The 21,455-nt window shown below is 61.0% G+C and carries 17 protein-coding genes and 1 tRNA gene; 1 reads left to right on the forward strand and 17 read right to left on the reverse strand.

Annotated features, from left to right (window positions below; all coding sequences use genetic code 11):
• Window positions 1-984: 984 nt before the first annotated feature.
• The 11 genes from DQG19_RS20265 to DQG19_RS20315 all read right to left on the reverse strand — a co-directional run bounded on the left by DQG19_RS20265 (window position 985) and on the right by DQG19_RS20315 (window position 13,758).
• Window positions 985-2,403 (reverse strand): TonB-dependent receptor, encoded by a 1,419-nt coding sequence (locus DQG19_RS20265; RefSeq protein ID WP_116128342.1) that lies wholly within the window; start codon window positions 2,401-2,403, stop codon window positions 985-987.
• Window positions 2,404-2,509: 106 nt separating this feature from the next.
• Window positions 2,510-3,847 carry a hypothetical protein gene (locus DQG19_RS20270; RefSeq protein ID WP_116128344.1) on the reverse strand — a complete coding sequence of 446 codons (1,338 nt, stop codon included), beginning with the start codon at window positions 3,845-3,847 and terminating at the stop codon, window positions 2,510-2,512.
• A 219-nt stretch (window positions 3,848-4,066) separates the two neighbouring features.
• On the reverse strand, window positions 4,067-5,008 hold the full coding sequence (locus DQG19_RS20275) for an N-acetylornithine carbamoyltransferase (protein WP_116128346.1): 942 nt from the start codon (window positions 5,006-5,008) through the stop codon (window positions 4,067-4,069).
• Between the two features lie 38 nt (window positions 5,009-5,046).
• Complete coding sequence (locus DQG19_RS20280) at window positions 5,047-6,180, reverse strand: aspartate aminotransferase family protein (RefSeq protein WP_116128348.1); 1,134 nt, start codon at window positions 6,178-6,180, stop codon at window positions 5,047-5,049.
• 155 nt (window positions 6,181-6,335) lie between these two features.
• Window positions 6,336-7,301 carry an N-acetyl-gamma-glutamyl-phosphate reductase gene (argC, locus tag DQG19_RS20285; protein ID WP_116128350.1) on the reverse strand — a complete coding sequence of 322 codons (966 nt, stop codon included), beginning with the start codon at window positions 7,299-7,301 and terminating at the stop codon, window positions 6,336-6,338.
• Entirely contained in the window at window positions 7,298-8,491 is a 1,194-nt protein-coding gene (locus tag DQG19_RS20290; protein WP_116128352.1) for an argininosuccinate synthase domain-containing protein, read from the reverse strand. Before DQG19_RS20290 ends, argC begins: the two co-directional genes overlap by 4 nt.
• Window positions 8,492-8,514: 23 nt before the next feature.
• Complete coding sequence (locus tag DQG19_RS20295) at window positions 8,515-9,093, reverse strand: GNAT family N-acetyltransferase (RefSeq protein ID WP_116128354.1); 579 nt, start codon at window positions 9,091-9,093, stop codon at window positions 8,515-8,517.
• A gap of 317 nt (window positions 9,094-9,410) precedes the next feature.
• A complete protein-coding gene (locus DQG19_RS20300) occupies window positions 9,411-12,254 on the reverse strand; it encodes a T9SS type A sorting domain-containing protein (RefSeq protein WP_116128356.1) in 2,844 nt (947 codons plus the stop codon).
• A gap of 265 nt (window positions 12,255-12,519) precedes the next feature.
• Window positions 12,520-12,594 (reverse strand) — tRNA-Gln (locus DQG19_RS20305).
• Window positions 12,595-12,702: 108 nt separating this feature from the next.
• Window positions 12,703-13,431, reverse strand: a complete 729-nt coding sequence (locus DQG19_RS20310) for a metallophosphoesterase family protein (protein ID WP_116128359.1) — start codon at window positions 13,429-13,431, stop codon at window positions 12,703-12,705.
• Between the two features lie 78 nt (window positions 13,432-13,509).
• Window positions 13,510-13,758, reverse strand: coding sequence for a GlsB/YeaQ/YmgE family stress response membrane protein (locus tag DQG19_RS20315; protein WP_116128361.1), 249 nt, complete (start codon window positions 13,756-13,758; stop codon window positions 13,510-13,512).
• 165 nt (window positions 13,759-13,923) lie between these two features.
• Here DQG19_RS20315 and DQG19_RS20320 point away from each other — a divergent pair, with 165 nt between their 5' ends.
• Window positions 13,924-15,162 carry a LamG-like jellyroll fold domain-containing protein gene (locus tag DQG19_RS20320; RefSeq protein ID WP_116128363.1) on the forward strand — a complete coding sequence of 413 codons (1,239 nt, stop codon included), beginning with the start codon at window positions 13,924-13,926 and terminating at the stop codon, window positions 15,160-15,162.
• 15 nt (window positions 15,163-15,177) lie between these two features.
• Here DQG19_RS20320 and DQG19_RS20325 read toward each other — a convergent pair whose 3' ends face one another.
• From DQG19_RS20325 to DQG19_RS20350, 6 genes are all read right to left on the reverse strand, one after another.
• Window positions 15,178-15,951 carry a hypothetical protein gene (locus DQG19_RS20325; RefSeq protein WP_116128365.1) on the reverse strand — a complete coding sequence of 258 codons (774 nt, stop codon included), beginning with the start codon at window positions 15,949-15,951 and terminating at the stop codon, window positions 15,178-15,180.
• A gap of 27 nt (window positions 15,952-15,978) precedes the next feature.
• Window positions 15,979-16,950 carry a hypothetical protein gene (locus DQG19_RS20330; RefSeq protein WP_116128367.1) on the reverse strand — a complete coding sequence of 324 codons (972 nt, stop codon included), beginning with the start codon at window positions 16,948-16,950 and terminating at the stop codon, window positions 15,979-15,981.
• A gap of 289 nt (window positions 16,951-17,239) precedes the next feature.
• Window positions 17,240-18,166 (reverse strand): bestrophin family protein, encoded by a 927-nt coding sequence (locus tag DQG19_RS20335; protein ID WP_116128369.1) that lies wholly within the window; start codon window positions 18,164-18,166, stop codon window positions 17,240-17,242.
• 41 nt (window positions 18,167-18,207) lie between these two features.
• A complete protein-coding gene (gene gcvT / locus DQG19_RS20340) occupies window positions 18,208-19,308 on the reverse strand; it encodes a glycine cleavage system aminomethyltransferase GcvT (RefSeq protein WP_116128371.1) in 1,101 nt (366 codons plus the stop codon).
• A gap of 8 nt (window positions 19,309-19,316) precedes the next feature.
• Window positions 19,317-20,309: a sensor histidine kinase gene (locus DQG19_RS20345; protein WP_116128373.1), complete on the reverse strand. Its 993-nt coding sequence runs from the start codon at window positions 20,307-20,309 to the stop codon at window positions 19,317-19,319.
• A 101-nt stretch (window positions 20,310-20,410) separates the two neighbouring features.
• Window positions 20,411-21,421, reverse strand: coding sequence for a hypothetical protein (locus DQG19_RS20350; protein ID WP_232826567.1), 1,011 nt, complete (start codon window positions 21,419-21,421; stop codon window positions 20,411-20,413).
• Between the last annotated feature and the right edge of the window lie 34 nt (window positions 21,422-21,455).

Genomic DNA, 21,455 nt, shown 5'->3' on the forward strand with positions numbered 1-21,455 from the left:
GGAGGTGCTCAACCCCTGGCACGCGTTACCCGAAACTACGGGCGGAGGACCTCCGGGTCCGACCCGGGATAGCAACAATCGCACCGGAGGTGCTCAACCCCTGGCACGCGTTACCCGAAACTACGGGCGGAGGACCTCCGGGTCCGACCCGGGATAGCAACAATCGCACCGGAGGTGCTCAACCCCTGGCACGCGTTACCCGAAACTACGGGTGGAGGACCTCCAGGTCCGACCCGGGATAGCAACAATCGCACCGGAGGTGCTCACCCCCTGGCACGCACGACCCAAAACTACGGGCGGAGGACCTCCGGGTCCGACCCGGGATAGCAACAATCGCACCGGAGGTGCTCAACCCCTGGCACGCACGACCCAAAACTACGGGTGGAGACCTCCGGGTCCGACCCGGGAGAGCAACAATCGCACCGAAGGTGCTCAACCCCCAGCCACGCACTACCCAAGCTACGGGTGGAGGACCTTTAGGTCCGACCCGGGAGAGCAACAATCGCACCGGAGGTGCTCAACCCCTGGCACGCACGACCCAAAACTACGGGCGGAGGCCTCTAGGTCCGACCCGGGAGAGCAGCAGTCGCACCGGAGGTGCTCAACCCCTGGCACGCACGACCCAAAACTACGGGTGGAGGACCTCCGGGTCCGACCCGGGATAGCAACAATCGCACCGGAGGTGCTCAACCCCTGGCACGCGTTACCCGAAACTACGGGTGGAGGACCTCCAGGTCCGACCCGGGATAGCAACAATCGCACCGGAGGTGCTCAACCCCTGGCACGCACGACCCAAAACTACGGGTGGAGGACCTCCGGGTCCGACCCGGGATAGCAACAATCGCACCGGAGGTGCTCACCCCGCAGCCACGCACTACCCAAGCTACGGGCGGAGGCCTCTAGGTCCGATAAAAAGCCGAGCGAAGCGAGGGGCAAATGCCCTGCGGGTAACCGCAACAACGCAACAACCCCAAGACGCAACAACTAATACTCAAACTCCAGCTTCTCACTAGGATACCCAAACAGGCAATCCTCCTTCACCAGCTTAGCTACCCGCTCCGGGACCATCTTCTCCCACCCATCTTCGCCGGCGCGGATCATGTCCAGTACATTGCGGGAGTAGATGTGGAGAATATCCGGATTGAACCGCTCGATATCGACGATCTGCCCGCTGTCGATGAGGTGGCGGTAGAGGAACTTGACCCCCTCCGGAATGGGCACGTTCTCGGCCGTCATCAGGTCGGCGCTTCCTTCCTGCTGGGCGGGGTAGACGTAGAGTTTTACGTTGCGGGTAAAGATCTCTCCGAAGGCGGCCAATAGCCGTCCGTCCTGGTTGGCGTAGTACTTTTCGCTGATCAGTTGCAGCAGGTCGTTCACGCCTACTACGATGCCCAGCGGGGATACCTTGTACAGCGACAGGTACTCGATCAGGTCGCCGTAGCGGTGGTAGTTGCTGATGATGACGGTCTGCCCCAGGGCATTGAGCAGCGTGGCCCGGTGCAGGTAGTCCCGCTCGTTGAGTTCCGCGCTGTGCTGGAGGTTGTCGAGGGTGAGCTCGGTCAGCAGGAAGCTCGTCGAGGGATCGATGTGCTCTTCCGACCTAAACTGCCGGTAGCCCGATTCCAGCATGTCTGCATTGACCAGCGTCGTCGGACGGAAACTGCCCCGCACCACCATCACGGCCTTGCGGTAGAGGAACTCGCTGGGGTGAATACTGCGGCCCCGGGGGTCGAACATCGTGATGTCCGTCAGGCCGTGCTTCACCAGCCACAGACTGAGCAGCCGGTTGTCGACGGTGAAGTCCGGTCCCTTGAGCACGATCATGTCGATGGCGATACGGCCCTTAAGCCCGTCGAGCAGGCTCTCCACCAGGGCTTCCGGGTCGTCGTGCAGCTGGTACGCGCCGTAGATCATATTTACGCCGAGGATGCCGATCGCCTGCTGCTGCAGCTGGTTGTCGTTGTCGAGCATCCGGGCGTGCAGCAGCAGGTCGTTGGCCCCGCCGTTGGGGCTCAGCTCGAAGCGCAGGCCCAGCCAGCCGTTGCCCCGGATGGTCCGGGTATAATTGATGGCCGCCACCGTATCGGCGAAGACGAAGAAATTGGTTTCCGGCCGGTCGTGCCGCAGCCGGTCCACCATCAGGTCGTACTCGTGGTCGATCATCTTGTGGATGCGGCTCTCACATACGTAGCGCCCGCTCGGCTCCACGCCATAGATCTGATCGGAATAGACCTTGTCGTAGGCGCTCATCGTCTTGGCGATGGTACCGGCCGCCGCACCCACCTGGAAGAAGTGCCGGGCGACCTCCTGACCCGCCCCGATCTCGGCGAAGGTGCCGTAGATCTTGGGGTTCAGGTTGATTTCTAGGGCTTTCTGTTCGGTTTCTAGGAGCTGGCGGGCCATGGGACGTACGATTTGGAAAGTACAAGGTACGGAGTTCGCACCGCGCGCGTGCGCCCCCCTTCTACAGCCCGCCCCCATTTGCACCGCCGTCATTTGCGGAGCCCGACTAATTTTCCAAACAAGCATCGTAGCATTCCAGCCCCCTGGTCACCGTAGTCCGCCGGGTGTACGACACCAGGCGCGCTTCGTCCTCCCTAAAAGTGGCCCACTCGTATCCTACTCCCATTACATCCTTGTAACCTGCATGAATGCCCACCGATTGATTACTGATGTTTTCCAGGCGGAACCTGCCGTAAACGTAAACACTCATTTCCCCGTTTTTCGGTCCTTCTACCGAAGAACCCTCGTCGGTTACTTTAATTACCTGTGCGGTACAATCGGTTCCCCGTAAACTGTGTCGAATGTTCCAGTTACAGTAAATGGTACCCAGTGCCCCTACGTGAAAATAGCATAGCTGAGGATTGTTGCCAATCACCGTTGCTAAGTCATCCAACGGTGAAGATCCACTGTATATACCTACTACCGGCCATAACCATTCGCATAGCCCGTTGGACTGCAGCCCGTCACGATTATTTCCGGCGGTTCCCGAAGGTGTACCCCCGCCACCGGAATTGGAATTTGCCGGAGGTGGTACGTTGGGTGGACTATAATCAAGTAATATCCCCCGGTCGTAGTCTACTAAATAGTAGGATTCGCAGATATATCGGCAACATATGACGATGTCATATTCCGGCATGGACGCCCCTTGCTGAAAGCAATTGAAAATAAAGTGGGTTTTGCCACCCACGGGATCACGGAATCTAACGTTCCGGGAATCGAATTGCGCCTCGTAGTCCGGCATGTGTGGATCCAACGTGTACCGGGCGGGCAATGTCTGACGATCGAAGAGATACGTATCGAAGGAGGCAGTCAACAGGAGGTTGACGTACTCCGACCGCGACTGGACCGGCCGATCCTCGCGCAGCGGGCGCAGCAAGCCGTCTCTGTTTAGTAGATGCCACGTGTCCAATTCACCATCGCGCAGGCGGTAGACCAGCAAGCCTTCCGATACTTCACTGGATTCCTGGACCAGGGGTACCAACAGCAATTGACCGTATTCGTGATCCGGTTGTACCCGTGCACGTTCCCAAACGGGGAAACCAACGTTGAGGACTTTCTCCATCGACGCTTCTGGAAAGCTTCGCTCGATAATCGCCATATCTTCGATGATCCGTTGCTTCAGTGCATCGGGTAGCATTCCGAATTTTTGCCGCAGTTCCCTGAACTCACCCGGCTCGTACGCGGATGGCTCCTGTATGATACTGGAATTTAGGGTACTGGCCTTTCCGAATTTGTAGAATTCTCCGACGGATTTGGGTTGCGCGGGAATCGTTTCATCACAGGAAACAAGGCTAAAAATCAGACCGTATAATAGTGTATAGAGGCAAATAGAGGTAGTGTTCACGGTTGAATACTAGGTGGGCAATTACTTCAATATACCGACCCGGGACCTTTTAAAATCATTTGAAAAACGCATTTGAAAAACACTATAATGTTTACAGAACAAAAAACTTAAAAACGGCTTATTAGAATTTATTTATTTTGCAATATAATGTGCATTCGAATAATAATAAATGTGTTAATTTTTTTAAAAAAATAAAATTTGCTTGACAAGTCCCTATTTCTAGCCCGCAAGCAACGCCTCCAGCACCGCCGCCGCCGACCAGGTCCGGTTGTTCGCCTGCTCTAGGACGAGCGATCGGTTGCTGTCCAGCACCCCGTCGGACACCACCACGTTCCGGCGTACCGGCAGACAGTGCATGAAGTAGGCATCGTTGGTTACCGCCAGCTTATCGGTATCCACCAGCCAGTCGGGGCGCTCGGTCGTGGCGCCGTAGTCCGCGTACGCGGACCAGTTCTTGGCGTAGACGAAGTCGGCGTTCCGCAGGGCCTTCGTCTGATCGTGCAACACTTCCGCTCCCGCCGTGAATTCCGGCGCCAGATCGAAACCTTCCGGATTGGCTACGACCAGGTCCACCTCTCCCCAGGCGGTCATCCATTCGGCGAAGCTGTTCGGTACCGCCTGCGGCAATTGGCGGGGATGCGGCGCCCAGGTCAGCACCACTTTAGGCCGCTCCTTCCTGCGATGCTCGGCGATGGTGATGCAGTCGGCCAGGCTCTGTAAGGGATGCCGGGTAGCCGATTCGAGGCTAACCACCGGTACGGTAGCGTACTTCTTAAAGGCGTTGATGATGCGGTCTTCGTAATCGGCAGCGCGGTCCTCCAGGGCGGGGAAAGAGCGTACGGCCAGGATGTCGCAGTACTGACTCAGCACCCCGGCGGCTTCCTTCACGTGCTCGGCGCGGTCCAGGTTCATGACGACCCCGTCCTCGAATTCCAACTTCCAGCCGCCGGCCATGTCCATGGTGATGACCTGGAAACCAAGCGTAGTCCCCGCCTTCTCCGTACTCAGCCGGGTGCGGAGGCTGGGGTTGAAAAAGAGGTTGATGAGCGTCTTGTGACGCCCCGTTGCCCCGTGCGCTACGGGGTCGGCCTTAATGGCGCGCGCCCGCTCGATCAGGGTATCGATCGATGCGGCGTCGTGGACGGAAAGGAAATTCTTCATAGAGGTCGTAATTTTTGCTGGCGTAGGCCGGGGTACGCTTAGCTGGCTACCAGGGCTTTCTTAAAGGCCCCGATCGCCGCGTCGCACTGCTCCCGCGTCACGTTGAGTGGGGGCAGTAGGCGGATGGTATTCGGGTCCTTCGCGGAGCCGGTAAAGACGTGGTGCTCGAACAGCAGCTGCTTACGCAGCGCACCGATCGGCTCGTCCATCTCCAGGCCGATCATCAGGCCGTGGCCGCGCACCTCCCGGAACAGGTCCAGCGCCGCGAGCTCACGCTTCAGGTATTCGCCCAGTTCGGTAGCGTGGGTGAGGAGATCTTCGCGCTCCAGGACGTCGAGTACCGCGATGCCGGCCGCGCAGGCCAGGTGGCTGCCGCCGAAGGTGGTCCCCAGCATTCCGGACTTGGCCGGAATTTCCGGGGCGATCAGTACGCCGCCGATCGGGAAGCCATTACCCATTCCCTTGGCCATGGTCACGATGTCGGGGCGCACCTTGCTGTGCTGGAAGGCAAAGAACTTGCCGCTGCGGCCGTAGCCCGACTGTACCTCATCCAGGATCAGCAGCGCGCCGTTGGCGTGGCACAGCTCCGGCAGGGCCTCCAGGTAGTCCACGTCGGGAATGTGGATGCCCCCGATCCCCTGAATACCCTCGATGATGACGGAGGCCACGTCACCTTTCTCTAACTCACGCTGCAGGCTGTCCAGGTCATTGATGTCCAGGAAGGTTACCGGGTAGTTGCGGTTGATGGGCGCCTTGATGGCCTCATTATCCGTGGCATTGACCGCCGCGGAGGTCCGGCCGTGGAAGCCGCCCCGGAAGGCGATGACCCGCGAGCGGCCCGTCTGGAAACTGGCCAGCTTCAGGGCGTTCTCGTTGGCCTCCGCGCCGCTGCTCACCAGAAACAAGCTAAAATCGTCCAGTCCCGACTGCCGACCCAGCTTCTCGGCCAGCTCCCGCTGCAGCGGGTTTTCCACACTGTTGCTGTAGAAGCCCAGCTTCGCCACCTGCTCCGAGATCAACTGCACGTAGTGCGGGTGCGCGTGCCCGATACTGATGACCGCGTGCCCCCCGTAGAAGTCCAGGTACCTGCTTCCGTCCTCCGTATACACGTAGGCGCCGTCGCCACGAACGGGCTCGATGGGATAGAGGGGGTAGACGTCGAAAAGGTTCATGCGTGAGGGATTGGTGAATTGGTTAGTTGCTAGGTTGGTGAGTTGCTAGGTTGGTGAGTTGCTGAATTGGTGAATTACTGCGTTGGCCCGCAGGTCCTGCGCGCAACGCAGTAATGCAGTAATGCACTAACGCAGTAACCCACCAAACCCGCCACTCAAAACATAGAAGCCTTCAGCCTGAGCCCCGCCCGCTCGTCCAGGGCCAGGGCCAGGTTCATATTCTGCACGGCCTGACCGCTGGCGCCCTTGAGGAGGTTATCGATGGCGGTGGTGACCAGCACTTTTCCGCCGTGCTTTTCAACGTGCACCAGTCCCTTATTGGTATTGACCACCTGCTTCAGGTTGATGGGCTCGTCCGTCACGTGGGTGAAGGCGGCACCGGCGTAGAAGTCGCGGAAGAGGGTTCGCAGCTCGTCCTCCGACCGGTCGGTATCCAGGTAGCAGGTAGCGAGGATGCCCCGGGCGAAGGGCCCGCGTACCGGCAGGAAGTGGAGGTTGTCGGTAGCGATGCGCCCCACTTGGGCCGCGCTGCGGCCGATCTCCGCCAGGTGCTGGTGGTTGAAGGCCTTGTACACGCTCACGTTGGCGTTGCGCCAGCTGAAGTGGGTAGTCGGAGATGGACTCTGTCCGGCCCCGGTGCTGCCGGTGATGCCGTTGACGTGCACCTCGCCCTCGGCCAGGCCGGCGGCGGCCAGCGGCAGCAGGGCCAGCTGGATCGCCGTGGCGAAGCAGCCAGGATTAGCGACCCGCTTCGCGGTACGGAGGGCGTCGCGGTTGATCTCGGGCAGGCCGTAGACCCAGCTCTCGTCCATCCGGAAGTCGGTACTCAGGTCCACGACCAGCGTGGACTGCCGCACCCGGTGACCTTCGATCCAGCCGCGGGAAACGCCGTGGCCCATACACAGGAAGATAGCGTCCACCGATTGCAACGCCGCACCTGCGGCCCCGACAAACTGCAGGTCGGTATCGCCGACCAGATCGTCGTGGACCTCGTCGACGCGCTTGCCCGCCTGACTGCCGCTCTCCACGAAGGCGATCTCTACTTCCGGGTGGTGGACCAGGATACGCAGCAACTCGCCCGCCGTGTATCCGCCCCCGCCGACAATGCCTATCCGTTTCATGCGTCCTTTTTCTGGTGTACGGAATTGCGGATGCGGCCGGGGACGCTCAGGATCTTGGTGAAGCCGCGCACGTCGTCGCCGGTCCAGCCGTTGTTCATCTCCCCGTAGCTGCCGAAGCCGGCACCGAGGAGATCATCGTCGGAGGTGATGCCGTCGAGCGTGAAGCGGTGGGGGTGCAGGGTAAGGTGGACGGTACCGTTGACGGTGGCCTGCGAGCTCTCGAGAAAGGCCTCGACGTCGCGCATGACCGGGTCCAGGAACTGCCCCTCGTGCAGCATCATGCCGTACCAGTTGCTCAGTTGCTCCTTCCAGAAGAGCTGCCACTTGCCGAGGGTATGCTTCTCCAGCAGGTGGTGCGCCTTGATGATCAGCACGGCGGCGGCCGCGGCGAAGCCTACCCGGCCCTTGATGCCGATGATGGTATCGCCGACGTGGATATCGCGGCCGACACCGAAGGGAGCGGCCAGCTCCTCGAGGGCCCGGATGGCGGCCACCTGTCCGACGAAGGTGCGGTCGTCAAAGCCGGTGATCTGCCCCTCCGTGAAGTGGATGTCCAGCTTACGGGCCTCGGTTTCGGTCACAGGGACGGGCCAGGCGTCGTCGGGCAGCGAGGTGTCGCTGGTCAGCGTCTCGGCGCCGCCGACGGAGGTACCCCACAGGCCGGCGTTGATGCTGTAGGTACCCTTCTTCTCGGGCCACTGGAGGCCGTGCTTGGCGAGGAAATCGACTTCCTCCTGCCGGGAAAGCTTCAGGTCGCGGATGGGCGTGATGATCTCCAGCTCCTTGCCGCTCAGCTCGAAGGCGAGGTCGAAACGCACCTGGTCGTTGCCGGCCCCGGTGCTGCCGTGGGCCACGCCGTCGGCGTCGATCTCCACGGCGTAGCGTGCGGTGGCTAAGGCCTGGAACATCCGCTCGGCACTCACCGACATGGGATAGGTCTGGTAGCGCAGGCAGTTACCGTACACGAGGTAGCGCAGGCACTCGCGGTAGTAGTCGTCGGTCACGTCGATGCTCCGGTAGGAAGCGGCACCGAGGGAGAGGGCGCGCTGCTCCATCTCGCGGAGCTCGTCGGCGGAGAAGCCGCCGGTATCGACGGTAAGGGCGTGGACTTCGTACCCCTGCTCGGTGAGGTACTTGACGCAGAAACTGGTATCCAGGCCACCGGAATACGCGAGAACAATCTTCAAAATTTACAATTTAAAATTTAAAATTCTTACCCCTCCACGATCATGTCCGACAGGTCGACGGCCATCTTTTTCGCCTCCACGGCACTGGGCGCCATCATGGCCGTACAGAGGCACATGCGGCGCTGGTTGCGCTCGAGGATGTCGTGGTTGGGGCAGGTCTTGCAGCCGTTCCAGAAGGCATCGTCCTGCGTCAGCTCCGAGAACGTGACCGGCCGGTAGCCCAGGTCGCTGTTGATCTTCATGACCGGCAGGCTGGTAGTGATGCCGAAGATGCGGGCCTCGGGGTACTTCTCGCGCGACAGGCGGAAGATGGCGGCCTTGATGCGGCGCGCCAGCCCGTGACGGCGGAACTTGGGATTGACGATCAGGCCGGAGTTGGCGACGTACTTGCCGTGTTCCCAGGTCTCGATGTAGCTGAACCCGCCGATCTCGCCGTCGACCAGGGCCACGATGGCCTTGCCGGTGAGCATCTTTTCCTCGACGTACTCGGGCCTCCGCTTCGCGATGCCGGTGCCCCGCGCCTTGGCGGACTCTTCAATAAGTGCACAAATAGCCGGGGCGAATACGGTGTGTTCCGGCTGGGCAACCAGGATCTTGATTTGCATAGCTGAAAAAGAAAGGCGACCTGTTTGCTGGGCGGTCGGAATGAACGGGGAAGGGTACCTGGGAGGACGCACGAGCGCCACTGCCTCCGGGCCGGAGCGGGAAGCGGGTTAGATCCTTCGCCTAAGCAGGCGGATGCGCGGGGGTACCTGTAGCATGGGTGCAAAGTTACGGGTTATTATACAACCTTCCGGCCCGTGGGTTCATATTTGGCGCGGACGCGGGTGCGGGGTTTAGCGGCTTAGCGACCGTAAAAAGACCGGGGGGCGAACCACATCATGGTGGTCCGCCCCCCGGCTGGTGGATCGGTGCAGTGGGTTTACTGCTTCATGATCTGCTGACTGTACAGCTTGCCGTTGACGAGCAGGGTGAGGTTGTACATGCCCTTCGGCAATGCGCCCACCTCCAGCCGGTTGGTGGCACCGGAGAACTGCCGGCTGCTCAGCAGACGGCCCTGCATGTCCGAAACCAGTACGCCGAAGGACCGGATTGCGGGATCGGAGTTGATGATGTTGACCACCTCCACGGCGGGGTTCGGGTAGAACTCCAGCGACAGCCCGCTCTGGGCGAGGGGGGTGATGAGGGCGCTGGGCCGGTCGGCGCCGAACTCGATGGCCCCGATGTCGGGCATCGCGTCGCGCTCGGCGTTGAAGAAGTCGACTCCCGGCACCAGGTCACCGGTGGCACCGGCATCGATGAGCGGGTTGGTGGCGTTGTCGGCCAGCTCGACCTCGGGGAAGTCCGAGAGGTCACCGAAGGGATCGGTGAAGACCTCCTCCACGTCGACCTCCGTATCCACCACGTCGGCACCGCTCTGGTTGGTGACGGTGAGGTCGGCATCGTCCTCCAGCGAGCTGCTGAAGAAGTTGCCCCCCAGGGAGATGACCTCCACGGCCCCGACCTCCTCGGACGGCAGCCCGTCGGTGGCGCGCTCCAGTCCGATGGCTTCCTCGTCGGGAAGGGCCTGGAAGAAGGCGTTGTTCTGGATGGTCAGGGTCACGGAGTTGGACGTGGCGTCGGTGCCCCCCGGTTGGTAGACTCCGACGGCGTTGCCGGCCGAGGCCGGGTTGGCCCCCTCGGCCTCACGCCCGCCGTCGGTGTTGTTCAAAAAGGTATTGTTGATCAGGTAGTTGTCGAGCACGGCATCGGGAAAGGAGCTTCCGTTGATGAGCACGGCACCGCCGCTACCGCCGTCCAGGTTCACGAAGTTCCCGATCAGGATGGAGTTGCGCATGTCGATGCTGCCCGAGGTCGTATTGATGGCGCCGCCCTGGTCGGTGGCCTGGTTGTTCAGGAAGTAGCCCCTGCGGATGGTCAGGTCGCCCTGGTTACCGGCCAGGTAGCTGCCGACGGGCACGTTGTTGATCGTATCGAACTCCGGGAACTGGAACGTATTGATCGCGCCGCCCCAGCCCGTACTGCTGTTGAGTACGAAGTCGGAGCTCGTGATCCTCAGGTCCACGCCGTTGATCACCTGAATGGCCCCGCCGTCGGCACCCTCGAGGGTACTGTTGCTGTTGAAGTTGGAGCGGGTGATGTCCACCCGGGGACGGTTTCCGGCCCCTCCGTTGATGAAGAGGGCGCCACCGCCGCTGATGATCCCTTCCTCCTGGGTGACGGTATTGCTCGTGAAGGTGGAGCTGTCGATGCGGAGTTGATCGACGACGGGCCCGCTGTTCAGCAGGGCGGCGATGGCGCCTCCCCGGTAGCTGGAGCTGTTCTCCCGCTGGCCGTTGCCCGTAAAGTCCGTGCGCTCCACGGTATACACCTTACCGGCACCCCCAAGGGCTACCGTTCCCATTTCGCCGCTGTTGTTGCTAAAGGTGGAGCCGGTAATGGTGAGCCCTTTATTGAATGCGACCACCGCGCCGCCTACCGCGTCGGAAGCGTTCTGGATGAATCTGCTGTTGACGATACGGGCGGTGGAGCTACGGTCCAGGCTGTCGCCCACGATCGCCACGGCTCCCCCCGATGCCGGCGAGTAGTTGCCGGTGAATTCGGAGTCTTCGATAGTGACATCGACGTAGACCGCGTTGTAGAAGATTGCACCGCCCCGGTCCCCGGCGGTGATTCCGGAAAATTCACTGCCCCGGATCACGTACTCGTGGTCGGCGGCATCGGGGTTCTGGGCAAAGATGGCACCGCCTACGCCCGTGGTGTTCTCGATTTCCGTAAAGGTGCTGTTGGAGATGGTGTGGCTCTGATTACTAAATAAAATGGCACCGCCAAATTCCGTGCTGGAAACATTGTTGAACGTACAGTCATCAATCACGCAGTCGGTCGCCGTGCGCGGAACGGTAGTGGGGAGAGCGTTCGAGTTCGCGAAGTACATGGCTCCTCCGGCCCCGGCACGCAGGTTTTCGAAGGTGCAGGAAGTAAGGGTGATTTTACGTCCGCTTACGCTCGCCAACGCTGCCCCGGAAATGGCGGGTGCTGCCGGATTTCCCGTAAAGGTGCTGTTAGCTATCTCTATCTCCTCAGTGTCTTGTAGGAAAAACGCCCCGATACCGTAGCTGTAGTTTTCAGAAACCGACAGGCCGTCGAAACGGGATTCCACGCTGGTTGCAAACAACAGGCTGATCGCCGAGCCGAAGTAGGCCCGGTTCCGCATAAAGGTGACGTCTCTCACGTCCAGACGGGCGGTGGAGAGCAGTCCGCCACCGGCAAAGGCCAGGGGATTTACTTGATTGACATAATCTTCCGCGATGATCCCGTCCCGAATGGTCAGCCCGCTCAGCGTGACGGTGAACTGGCTGGTGGTATTGGTATCCACCACCAGTAAGACGCGATTGTTATCCTCGGAGAGGTCGGCGTCGAAGGTCGGGCCGTCATCGCCGTCCACGTCACCGCTCAGTATCGTTTCGTTCTCGTCGGGGTTGGCCGCTTCCGCCGCGGTCTCATCGCCGGCGAAGCCGCCGTACAGCCCCAGCTCGCGGTCGATGTAAAAGGAGGCCGTATCCGGCGTGACGTAGCGGCCGGCGGCGATCCAGAGGGAGCTGCCGGCAGCGGAGTTGTTGATGGCGATCTGCAGATCCGTATAGGCATCCGCCCAGCTGCTGCCGTCCTCCGCGCCGGAGGCGTCGGCGTCGACGTATACGACGGTCTGGGCCGTAGCGGTTACCGCCACGAAGGCCAGGAGTAAAGAGAGTAGCGTTTTCCGCATAGTAGATGTATTATTAAGGTAGGTACCGGCGCAGGGGAATGCATGTGCAGCCTGCTGCGGGCCAATAATACGGCGTGACAGTTAAGCGACAAACCAATCTACGTCCGCTGCTGGCAGAACCGGCATATTCCACGGCCGGAAGCGGCCCGCGCCGTACCCACAATAGGCGGCTTCCCTATCCCCCCCGCCCCGATTTCGGGAGTGGCAGCCATAAAACTGAAAAGCCCCCACCTACGGATGCAGGCGGGGGCTTTATCATTCTAACTGGTAGACCCACAAGGACTCGAACCTTGAACGACAGAACCAAAATCTGTTGTGTTGCCAATTACACCATGGGTCTGGATGCCGTTAGCGGCCGCAAATATAGCGCAAGCAAAATAATCCCGCAAGCCGCCGCTGATTTTTGTAACCGCCGCGGGCGCGCAGAAGTTGCACCAGCCCCGGTCGGTTACGCCCGCTGCTCCACGCAACGAAAGTCCCCCCGGTCGGTCCATTCCAGCAGGAGATAGCCCGGCGGCCGGTCCTCCAGCACGAATTCCGGAGCCTCCGGCCGGATGAAAAAGCTGGTCGGCGGACATAGGAAAACCTCCAGTCCCGACCGGTTGACCAGCCGGGTGGTGTGGTAGTGCCCGCAAAACACCCGGCGCGGCCCGTTGGCCTGGAGGATCTTGAGCGTACGCTCGGTGTCGCGCAAGGGGTACTTCTCATCCATGAACCGCACGCCCATCTGTAGTGGGGGGTGGTGCATGAAGACGGGCGCGTCGGGCCGGTGTGGCAAGATTTCGGCGAGCCAGTCGAGTTGTTCGGGTTCGACAATGCCCCGGCTGCTATCCAGCAACAAGAGCGAGCGCCCGCCCACCCTTACCTCACCGTAGATCGCCGCGTCGCCGCTGCCGGGCAGCTCGAAAGCCTCGCGCAGCATGGACCGGTCGTCGTGGTTCCCCGCCGTGATGAAGTAGGACACCCCCAGCCGGTCGAGCTGCGGACGCAGGTAGTGGTAGACCTCCTCATCGGGGTCGTGCGCGCAGAAGTCTCCGGTGAATACGTACGCGTCGGGGTTCCACCGGGCCGCGGCGTCCAGCGCGGACGTAAAGCGGGCGCACACGTCCAGCCCCATGAGCTGTTGCGGGGGGACGAGGAGGTGAGGATCGGTAAACTGAACGATGCGGAAGGCCATCGGTAATTAGTGCTTCTGTATAACAAAAACGACCTCCCCGCTGGTGCGGGAAGGTCGCTTTTAGCGATCGTTGATGACCTAGGCTAATTTCCGGTAAAGAAACAGCAGAATCAGCGCACCCACGATGGAGAGCAGGATGGAGCCGATGCTCAGGTCGCCGGTTCCACCGAGGCCCAGGGCACCGCCCAGGAAGCCGCCGATGACGGCACCTACGATGCCGATGAGGATGGTTACGATCCAGCCACCGGGGTCGGGGCCGGGCATGATCCACTTGGCAATGGCGCCGGCGATGAGGCCTAGGAGAATCCAGATAAGAATGCCAGTCATAAGGCGTGTGTTTTTAATGTTGTTGATGAATACGTCTATACAGCTAATTTTTGAGGGCTTTTGTTCGCTCTGCGTCATTTTTTTAACTAAGTGCGGTAAACCCTTTTCCCTGCGTACCCCGTCTTCCCCTTACCGTACCTTCGTCCCTCGCCCACCCCGCTGCGCATGCGCCTACTCTTCTTCCTGCTGTGTTTTTTACCGGTACTCCTTCCGGCACAGACTACCGTTGGGCTCAATGCCTTTTACCCCTTCGAGGGCAACCTCGGGGATGCCACCGGAGAAGCGGCCAATCTGGGCGTAGCCGAAGGCGTGGTCGATTTCGACTGTGGAGTGGACGGCGCGGGTTTGCTCCTGCTTAATCCCGGCGACTACGTCCGAATTCCCGGCGGGGCGTCCAACAACGTCAACCGCCTCTTCGACGACAGCGACTTCACCGTAAGCTTCAATTTCCGTCCGCTGGGTGGATCCGACGAACAGTATCTCTTTTCAAAACAGGATACCACCTGCGCGCCCGATGGAGCGTTCCTGTACATCAGCTACGTTCCCGACGCCCGCCGCCTTACCGCAGTACTACAGCAGGGCAGTATACGGGTCGAGCTGACGCACGACATTGACAACTCGGCCTGCTGGCAGCTGGTAACGCTGGTCCGCGACGGTACCCGTATCAAGCTCTACCTCAACCGCGACGAAGTAGCCAGCCAGGCCACCGCCGCGCGGATCGATCTCGACAATACGGGCGATATCCTGCTCGGCGGTATGGCCTGTGCGGGCCCGGACGGCGGCAGCTTTCGCGGCCTGCTCGACCAGGTACGTATTTACGATCGCCCCCTGAGCACCGATGAGATTCGTCCTCTCTACCGCTTTCCGGACCGTATCCTTACCCCGGACAGCCAGTTATTCCTGGGCGAAAGCATCGACGTCCGGGTTCGCAGCAGCTGCGGCACGGAGTTCAGCTGGTCTCCCACCACCGGGGTGGTCCCCCCCGACGTGCCCCAGCCGACCATCACCCCCACCGAAGCGGGGCGGCAGGTTTACATCCTGCAGATCACCGACGACCGGAGCACGTGCGTGGCCACGGACAGCCTCATCCTCACCGTGATCAATCCCGACTCGCTGGACTGCAACGAGATCTTCCTGCCCAAAGCCTTTACGCCCAACGGCATCGGCCCGGAAATCAACGAAACCTTCGGCATTTCCAACCCCTTTGCCGTGCCGGATCTGGTCGCCTTCGAGATCTTCGACCGCAACGGGGGGCGGATGTTCGCCACGACCGACGCCTTCACGCGCTGGGACGGCACCTTCCGCGGCAAACCCGTCAACCCCGGCGTACAACTCTGGAAACTGGTGTACCGCTGCGAGGGAGAAGAAGTCATCCGGACCGGCAGCGTTACGATCCTGCGCTGACGTCCCCGCCCCCACTTACGAAGCCGGGGAATTCCGCAGCAACCGCCGCCCCCATAGCAGTACCTGAAAGCCGTAGACGCTCAGCCACAGGAGCAGTACCGTGTACGTGAGCGACTGGGCCGCTACGTACCACGCCTGGTTACGCATACCGATGTAGAGGTAGTTGAAGCTGAGGAAATCACTCACCGCCAGGATCGCGTACGCGATCACGAAAAGCATACTTCCCTTTAGCAATTTCCGGAGGTACCAGAGCAGTCGCGGCAGGGTGCGGCGCCCGAGTTGGGCCCGCCTGCGACGCAGGTACTGGTACGCGAATACGATGTACGCCGGCCAGATGATGAGGTAAAGGGCCTGCTCCAGCCCCCCGTAAAAGGGACTGTAGAAGTAGCGCCCCTCCGGCGGACGAAAGGCCGGAATGAGCCAGATCCCCAAAAAGTACAGCAGTTGAGCCACCGGCAGGATGAAGTGCTTCAGGTCGCCGATTCGTAGCCGGTACGTCGGGTACAGACTGATCTTTACGTGGAAGAAGAGCAGCACCGGCAGCCACAGGGTGAAGTAGATGGGCAGGAACCGTAGCCAGGGCCGGTCCGCGGTGAGCTCGGTAAAGAGCAGCAGGAAATGCAGCTGAGTGAGCCCGCCCGCCACCAGCAGCGCCCCGTAAAGTCCGTTGGCGCGCTGGTCGCCGCTGCGCTTGAAAAAGAACAGCCCCCCGATACCAATGGCCGCCACGGCAGTGACGGCCATCAGGCCCGCCGGCAGGTAAAGGGTGATGAGGCGGGCGGCGTTCATGCCACGAAGGTAGCCGTTTGGCGGCTTCTACTGGGCGATCCGGTTGTGCTTCAGGTCACGGAAGAAGCCCTTGAGGTACCGGGTGATCTCACGCTTGCTACCGGCTTCGAGCTCCTCGAAGTCGAGCACCTGCTGCATAAGCTCGTGCTCCAGCACCAGAAAGTCGTCCTGCGCGGCCTGCAGATTGGGTACGCTGTCAAATTCCCAGACGAACACGCGATCGGTCAGCGACTCCTGGGTGGGGTCGGTTACGGTACCGTAGGTAGGGTTCACCAGGCCCGTGAAGTCGAAGTCGTAGGGCACGGCGGTGATACGTCCGTCCTCGGCCTGCATCAGCTTCAGGTTGCGGCCCAGCGTAGTGCTGTAGTCGGCGTTGCCGATCATGTACTGGAAGAGGGCTACCGTTTCGGCGTTGGTAAAGTTTTCCAGCGGCTGGGCGAAGCATTCCTCGCAGTTCTTGGCTTCCAGGCGGTCCTTCAGCTCGTCGGTGTCTTCGATCACGATGCCGTAGCTGACGAAGGAGGTGCCCTTGGCCAGGTCGTGGTAGGTGATCGTCAGCAGTTGCGTACGGAAGCTGGCGGCCGGATTGACGGTGCGGTACAGCTCGTAGGCCAGCGCCTCGCGCAGAATGGCGTCCTGCCCGGCGGCATCGTTGGTACAGGGCGTGACGAGCTTGTAGTCGTTGTGCGTATTGAGACCGGCGCCGCGCAGGGGGTCTTTATCAAATTGCAGCATCATGGGCGGCAGGGCGCAGGTGCGGCGGCGGTACCGGCCGCGGACGGAGATGTCCACGCCCAGTTGCAGACCGCTGTCGATCACGATCCCCCGCATCACGTTGGTGGTGTTCCGGTTCGCGAGCAAGGTGTCCAGGTTGAGGTAGATGTCGATCCGCTTATTATCGGTGTGGCTCCAGCGGTCAAACAGGCTCTGCCCCTTCTTGGCGGAGAGCGAAACGGTGCTGAGCAGCAGGAAAAGTAAAAATAGGGTGGAGCGAAACATGGTCGAGGGTGTTAAACGGGTGTGCTAAAAAGACGGGGAAAAATTCCCGGGGTTGCACCTTGATTATCAGCTGTTTAGCTATCATCATTGGTACCTACCAAAGATCGTCCTGACACCACCCGATCGCAAATTCGTTCGAGCACTCCTTGGGATTAGTCGACGAACGATGGCTCGCACGTCGATATGCCCCCTTTGGCGGGCTGTAGCCGCTCGTTTTGGCTCCCGGGCTCCCGCCGGGGCATTCATATTCTATCGTTGGTAACGGCCGTGGGCGGGGATTACCCCCGGGTCAAAAGACCTTCTCGTACTCCTCCCGCCGGTGTTGCTTTGCCGGGGCCTGGTCCTCGAGGATCTCGAAGACGTTGCGCCGAATGGTATGGGCGATATCGCCTGTGGGCAGGTCGTTGCAATCAAGCCCGAACGGGTCTTCGATCTCCTCTCCCATGAGCTCGACACCGATTAGGGCGAATACGATAAGCATCGTCAGGGGGATCGTTCCGTACCCGAACTGCTCGCTCAGGCCGAAAGGCAGCAGCAGCGCGTAGGCCGTTACGAGCACCTTCAGGTACACGGCGTAGCTGAACGCGATGGGCGTCTTCTTGATGCGCTCACAGGCCCCCAGGATATCGAGCAGGCTCTGGTGCTGGGCTTTGATGTTGATGTAGTCCCCCTCGTTGATTACGCCCTCGCGGTGCGCCTCGGCGATGCGCTGGTAGATACGCAGGGCAATGAAGTTGGGAACGTGGTCCTTCGTTTCGTAGTAGGCGATCTCCTCCTCGGCCAGGTAGACGAGCTTATCGAGCTGGGTCCCGTCGCGCAGGTGCTCGGCGAGGGCCAGGCAGAAGTTGGCGATGTGCTTGGCCATGAACCGCCGGATGCCCGTATCCGCGGGGGGCCACATGCTGTCCACGTAGATCGCCAGGTTGCGGCAATTATTCACCAGGGCGCCCCACTGCTTGCGGGCCTCCCACCAGCGGTCGTAGGCCGTCGTGGTGCGAAAGCCGAGGAAGATCGACAGGATGACGGCCAGCAGCGAGAAGATGGTACTGTCTACCTGCAGGAAGCGGTGCAGGTCGAAGTACTTGATCAGCCCGACGATCCCCGTGGAGTAGAGCCCCATGGCGACCGAGGCGATCAGGATGCGCTGCATCGTCCAGCTGGAGGTGAGATGGGACAGGTGACCGAACCAGCTACCGTTTGATTTATAAATGATCATAGCAACGTTTTTGCGGCGCCTCCGGCTTATGTCCCGTCAATCTATAGCTTAATGACCTCGGCCGGCATGGTCTTCCGTCCCAGGTCGATCTGCAGGCGGGTACCCGGCTGGTGGTGTCCCGTGGCGACGTAGCCCAGGCCCATCGGATAGTCCAGGCTCGGCGCATGGGTGCCGCTGGTCACGGTACCGATGGTCTCGCCGGATTCGCTCAGGATGGGGTAACCATGGCGCGGCGCGCGACGGTCGTGTACCCGGAAAGCCACCAGTCGCCGGGAGATCCCCTCCTGTTTCTGCCGGACGAGGTGGTCCTTGCCGACGAAGTCGTCGCCCTGCAGCTTGGTGATCCAGCCCAGCCCCGCTTCCAGCGGGGTAGTCGTATCGTCGATATCATTGCCGTACAGACAGTAGCCCTTCTCCAGGCGCAGGGTATCGCGGGCTCCCAGTCCCGCCGGCACCAGGCCGTGGGGCTTGCCGGCCTGCAGGATGGCCTTCCAGGCCTTTTCGGCGTGGTCCGCGTCCAGGTAGAGCTCGAAGCCACCGGAACCGGTGTAGCCCGTTGCGGAGATGATCACGTTGTCGATCCCCGCCAGGTTGCCGCGCACGAAGCTGTAATAGGGGATCGCGGCGAGGTCCGTATCGGTCAGCGGCTGCAGGATCTCGGCGGCTTTGGGACCCTGTACGGCCAGGAGGGCGGTGTGGTCGCTGATGTCGAGCAGCTCCGCCCCGAAGGTATTGTGGGAGTTGATCCAGTCCCAGTCCTTCTGGATGTTGCTGGCGTTGACCACGAGCATGTAACTGGGCTGGTCGCTGGTCGTACCCATGCGGGGACTGGGCGGCAGCCGGTACACCAGCAGGTCGTCGACGATGCCGCCCCCGGGCCGGGGCAGGCAGCTGTACTGGGCCTGGCCTTCGGACAGTCTACCTACGTCGTTGCTCGTTACGTACTGCACCAGCTCCTGCGCTCCGCCGCCCCGCACGATAAATTCTCCCATGTGCGAAACGTCGAAAATGCCCGCCGCCTCGCGGACGGCCTGGTGCTCCTCCCGCAGGGAGGTGTAGGACAGGGGCATTTCGAAGCCGGCAAAATTGACCAGCTTGGCGTCGAGGAGGCGGTGCGTTTCGGTGAGGGGGGTAGTCTGCATACGGGAAGTCAGTTTACGGGTAGATACACCCGGAACACCGAGCCCCGCGGCTGGTTGTCCGTGAGCTCGATCTGCCCGCCGTGTTTGTCGATGATCTGTTTGACGATAAAGAGCCCCAGCCCGGTGCCCTTGGTCGTCCGGGTGTCCTCGTTACCTACGCGGTAGAACTTGGTCCAGACGCGCGATTTCTCCCCGTCCGGGATGCCCGTACCGTTGTCCTTTACGGTCCAGACGATCTCGGTCTCCCCGCCCCGCTGGAGGGTGGTATGGATGACCGGGTGGGGCTGGCTGTACTTGGCGGCGTTTTCGAGGAGATTGACCACCACGCTCGTCAGCCCCGGGCGGTCGCCGGTGAGCAGGGGAAGATCCGGCTCGATATCGACGTGGAGGGTCGCTCCCCGGTACTTGAGTACCACGCGGTCCGCGGCGTCCTGTACCAGGCCGCCGAAGTCGATCTCCTCGCGGTTCAGCTGGTACATGCTCTCGAGCTTGGCGCTGAGGAGCAGGTCGTTGACCAGGGCCGTCAGGCGGTCGGTTTCGGCGAGGGCATTCGTGCTCAGCTTCAACTGCAACTCGGGCTTCAGTTCGCGGCGGCGCTGAAAGGTTTCCAGGATGAGCCGGATGCCGGCCAGCGGCGACTTGAGCTCGTGGGTGATGCTGAGCAGGAAGTTACGCTGCTGCTCGGCGGCGCTGATCTCCTTGCGCAGGTTGCGGAACAGGAGGTACAGTCCGCCGGATAGGCTCAGGATCAGCAGCAGGGCCTCGCCCAGGATCATACGTTGCTGCCGCTCGAAGCGCGCGGTGAGCAGGCGGTAGTTTTCGGTTTTCCGGAAGTCACTCGGCCGCTGGATCTGCTGCTGGACGGCGAGTTCGATGGCCAGTTTGTCCACCCGCGCCACGTGGGCTTCCTCGTTCTTGCGCAACAGCAGGATCGACCACCAACCGAAGGCCAGCAACATATAGGCGATGATGGCGTAGCTGATGGGGGGAAGGCGGCGCATTTTTTGCTGGGTGCTGGTTAGCTGGGTGCTAGTTGCTGGGTTCTGGTTGCCTGACTAACCAGTAACCAGCTAACCAGTCAACCAGCAACCAGCTAACCAGCTCAATTAAAGAAGGAGTCGTACTGGTTGGCTCCCCCGGTCTTCTTGGCCCGCTCGGGTACGGGGGCGTCCAGGTCGAGCACTTCACTGTCGTTGTTGGCCTGCAGCAGGAGAGTGGATTTCTCCTCGCCGAGCAGCAGGGAGTTGGATTCCTTTTCCCACTGCTCCAGCATATTGAGCCCTTCTTCCTCGAAGACTCCGTTCTGCAGGTCGACCGAGTCCATGAAGTTGGCGGACACTTCCATGAAGCGTTCCATTTCGCCCACTTTATTGGCTACGTCCTCGGTGATGTTCTCCATGGCCATGTCGAACATGGCCCGCTGGTCGGGATCGCCCTGGATGACGCTCATCGCCGAGTTCATGGCACCGTGGCTGGCGTGGATGGCCTTGCGCTCCTGCTCCTTGACGGCGACCTGGTCGGTGATGTCCTCGGCCAGGATGGCGCTGTTCTCGTACATCTTGGTGAGCACGCGGTAGAGCACCTCCATCTTTTTGTAGAGTTCCTCCAGCTTGATGTTGCTGTCCTTGAGGCGGCCAGCGCGGCGGCTTTTCAGGATCATCACGTTGCGCTTGTTGCTCTCCTTGGCCTTGCCGGCGATCTTGAGGTTGCTGCTGATCTCGCGCTCGTTGTTGACGATCTGCTCCTTGAGTTTATGCATCTGGGCGCGCAGCTGGCTGATCTGCTTGTTCATCTTGCGCAGGTTACCCTGCAGCTCGTCGACGTAGGTCTTCAGGATGCCGATGGGGTCGATCTGCACGAACATGCCGGTGATGGCGCGCATCACGCTCTTGTACATGTAGAAGACCAGGTTGCGCATCCGGGGGTCGAGCACCATGTAAATGATGGCGAGCAGGACAAGGCCGGCGACTACCAGGCCGATGGTCGTTCCGATGAAGCTCAGAATGGCCGCGCCGAAGTTGACCAGCACGAATCCCAGCACCCCGACAAGAGCGACGAGGAAGAGCAGGCCGGTCACCCCTTCGGGGCGTTTCCAAAAAGACTTCGGTTTCATCTGTGGTGCTTCCATGTTCCGTATCGTTTAAGGG

It is taken from the genome of Lewinella sp. IMCC34183 (assembly GCF_003390915.1).
In the GTDB taxonomy this organism is placed as follows: Bacteria; Bacteroidota; Bacteroidia; order Chitinophagales; family Saprospiraceae; genus Neolewinella.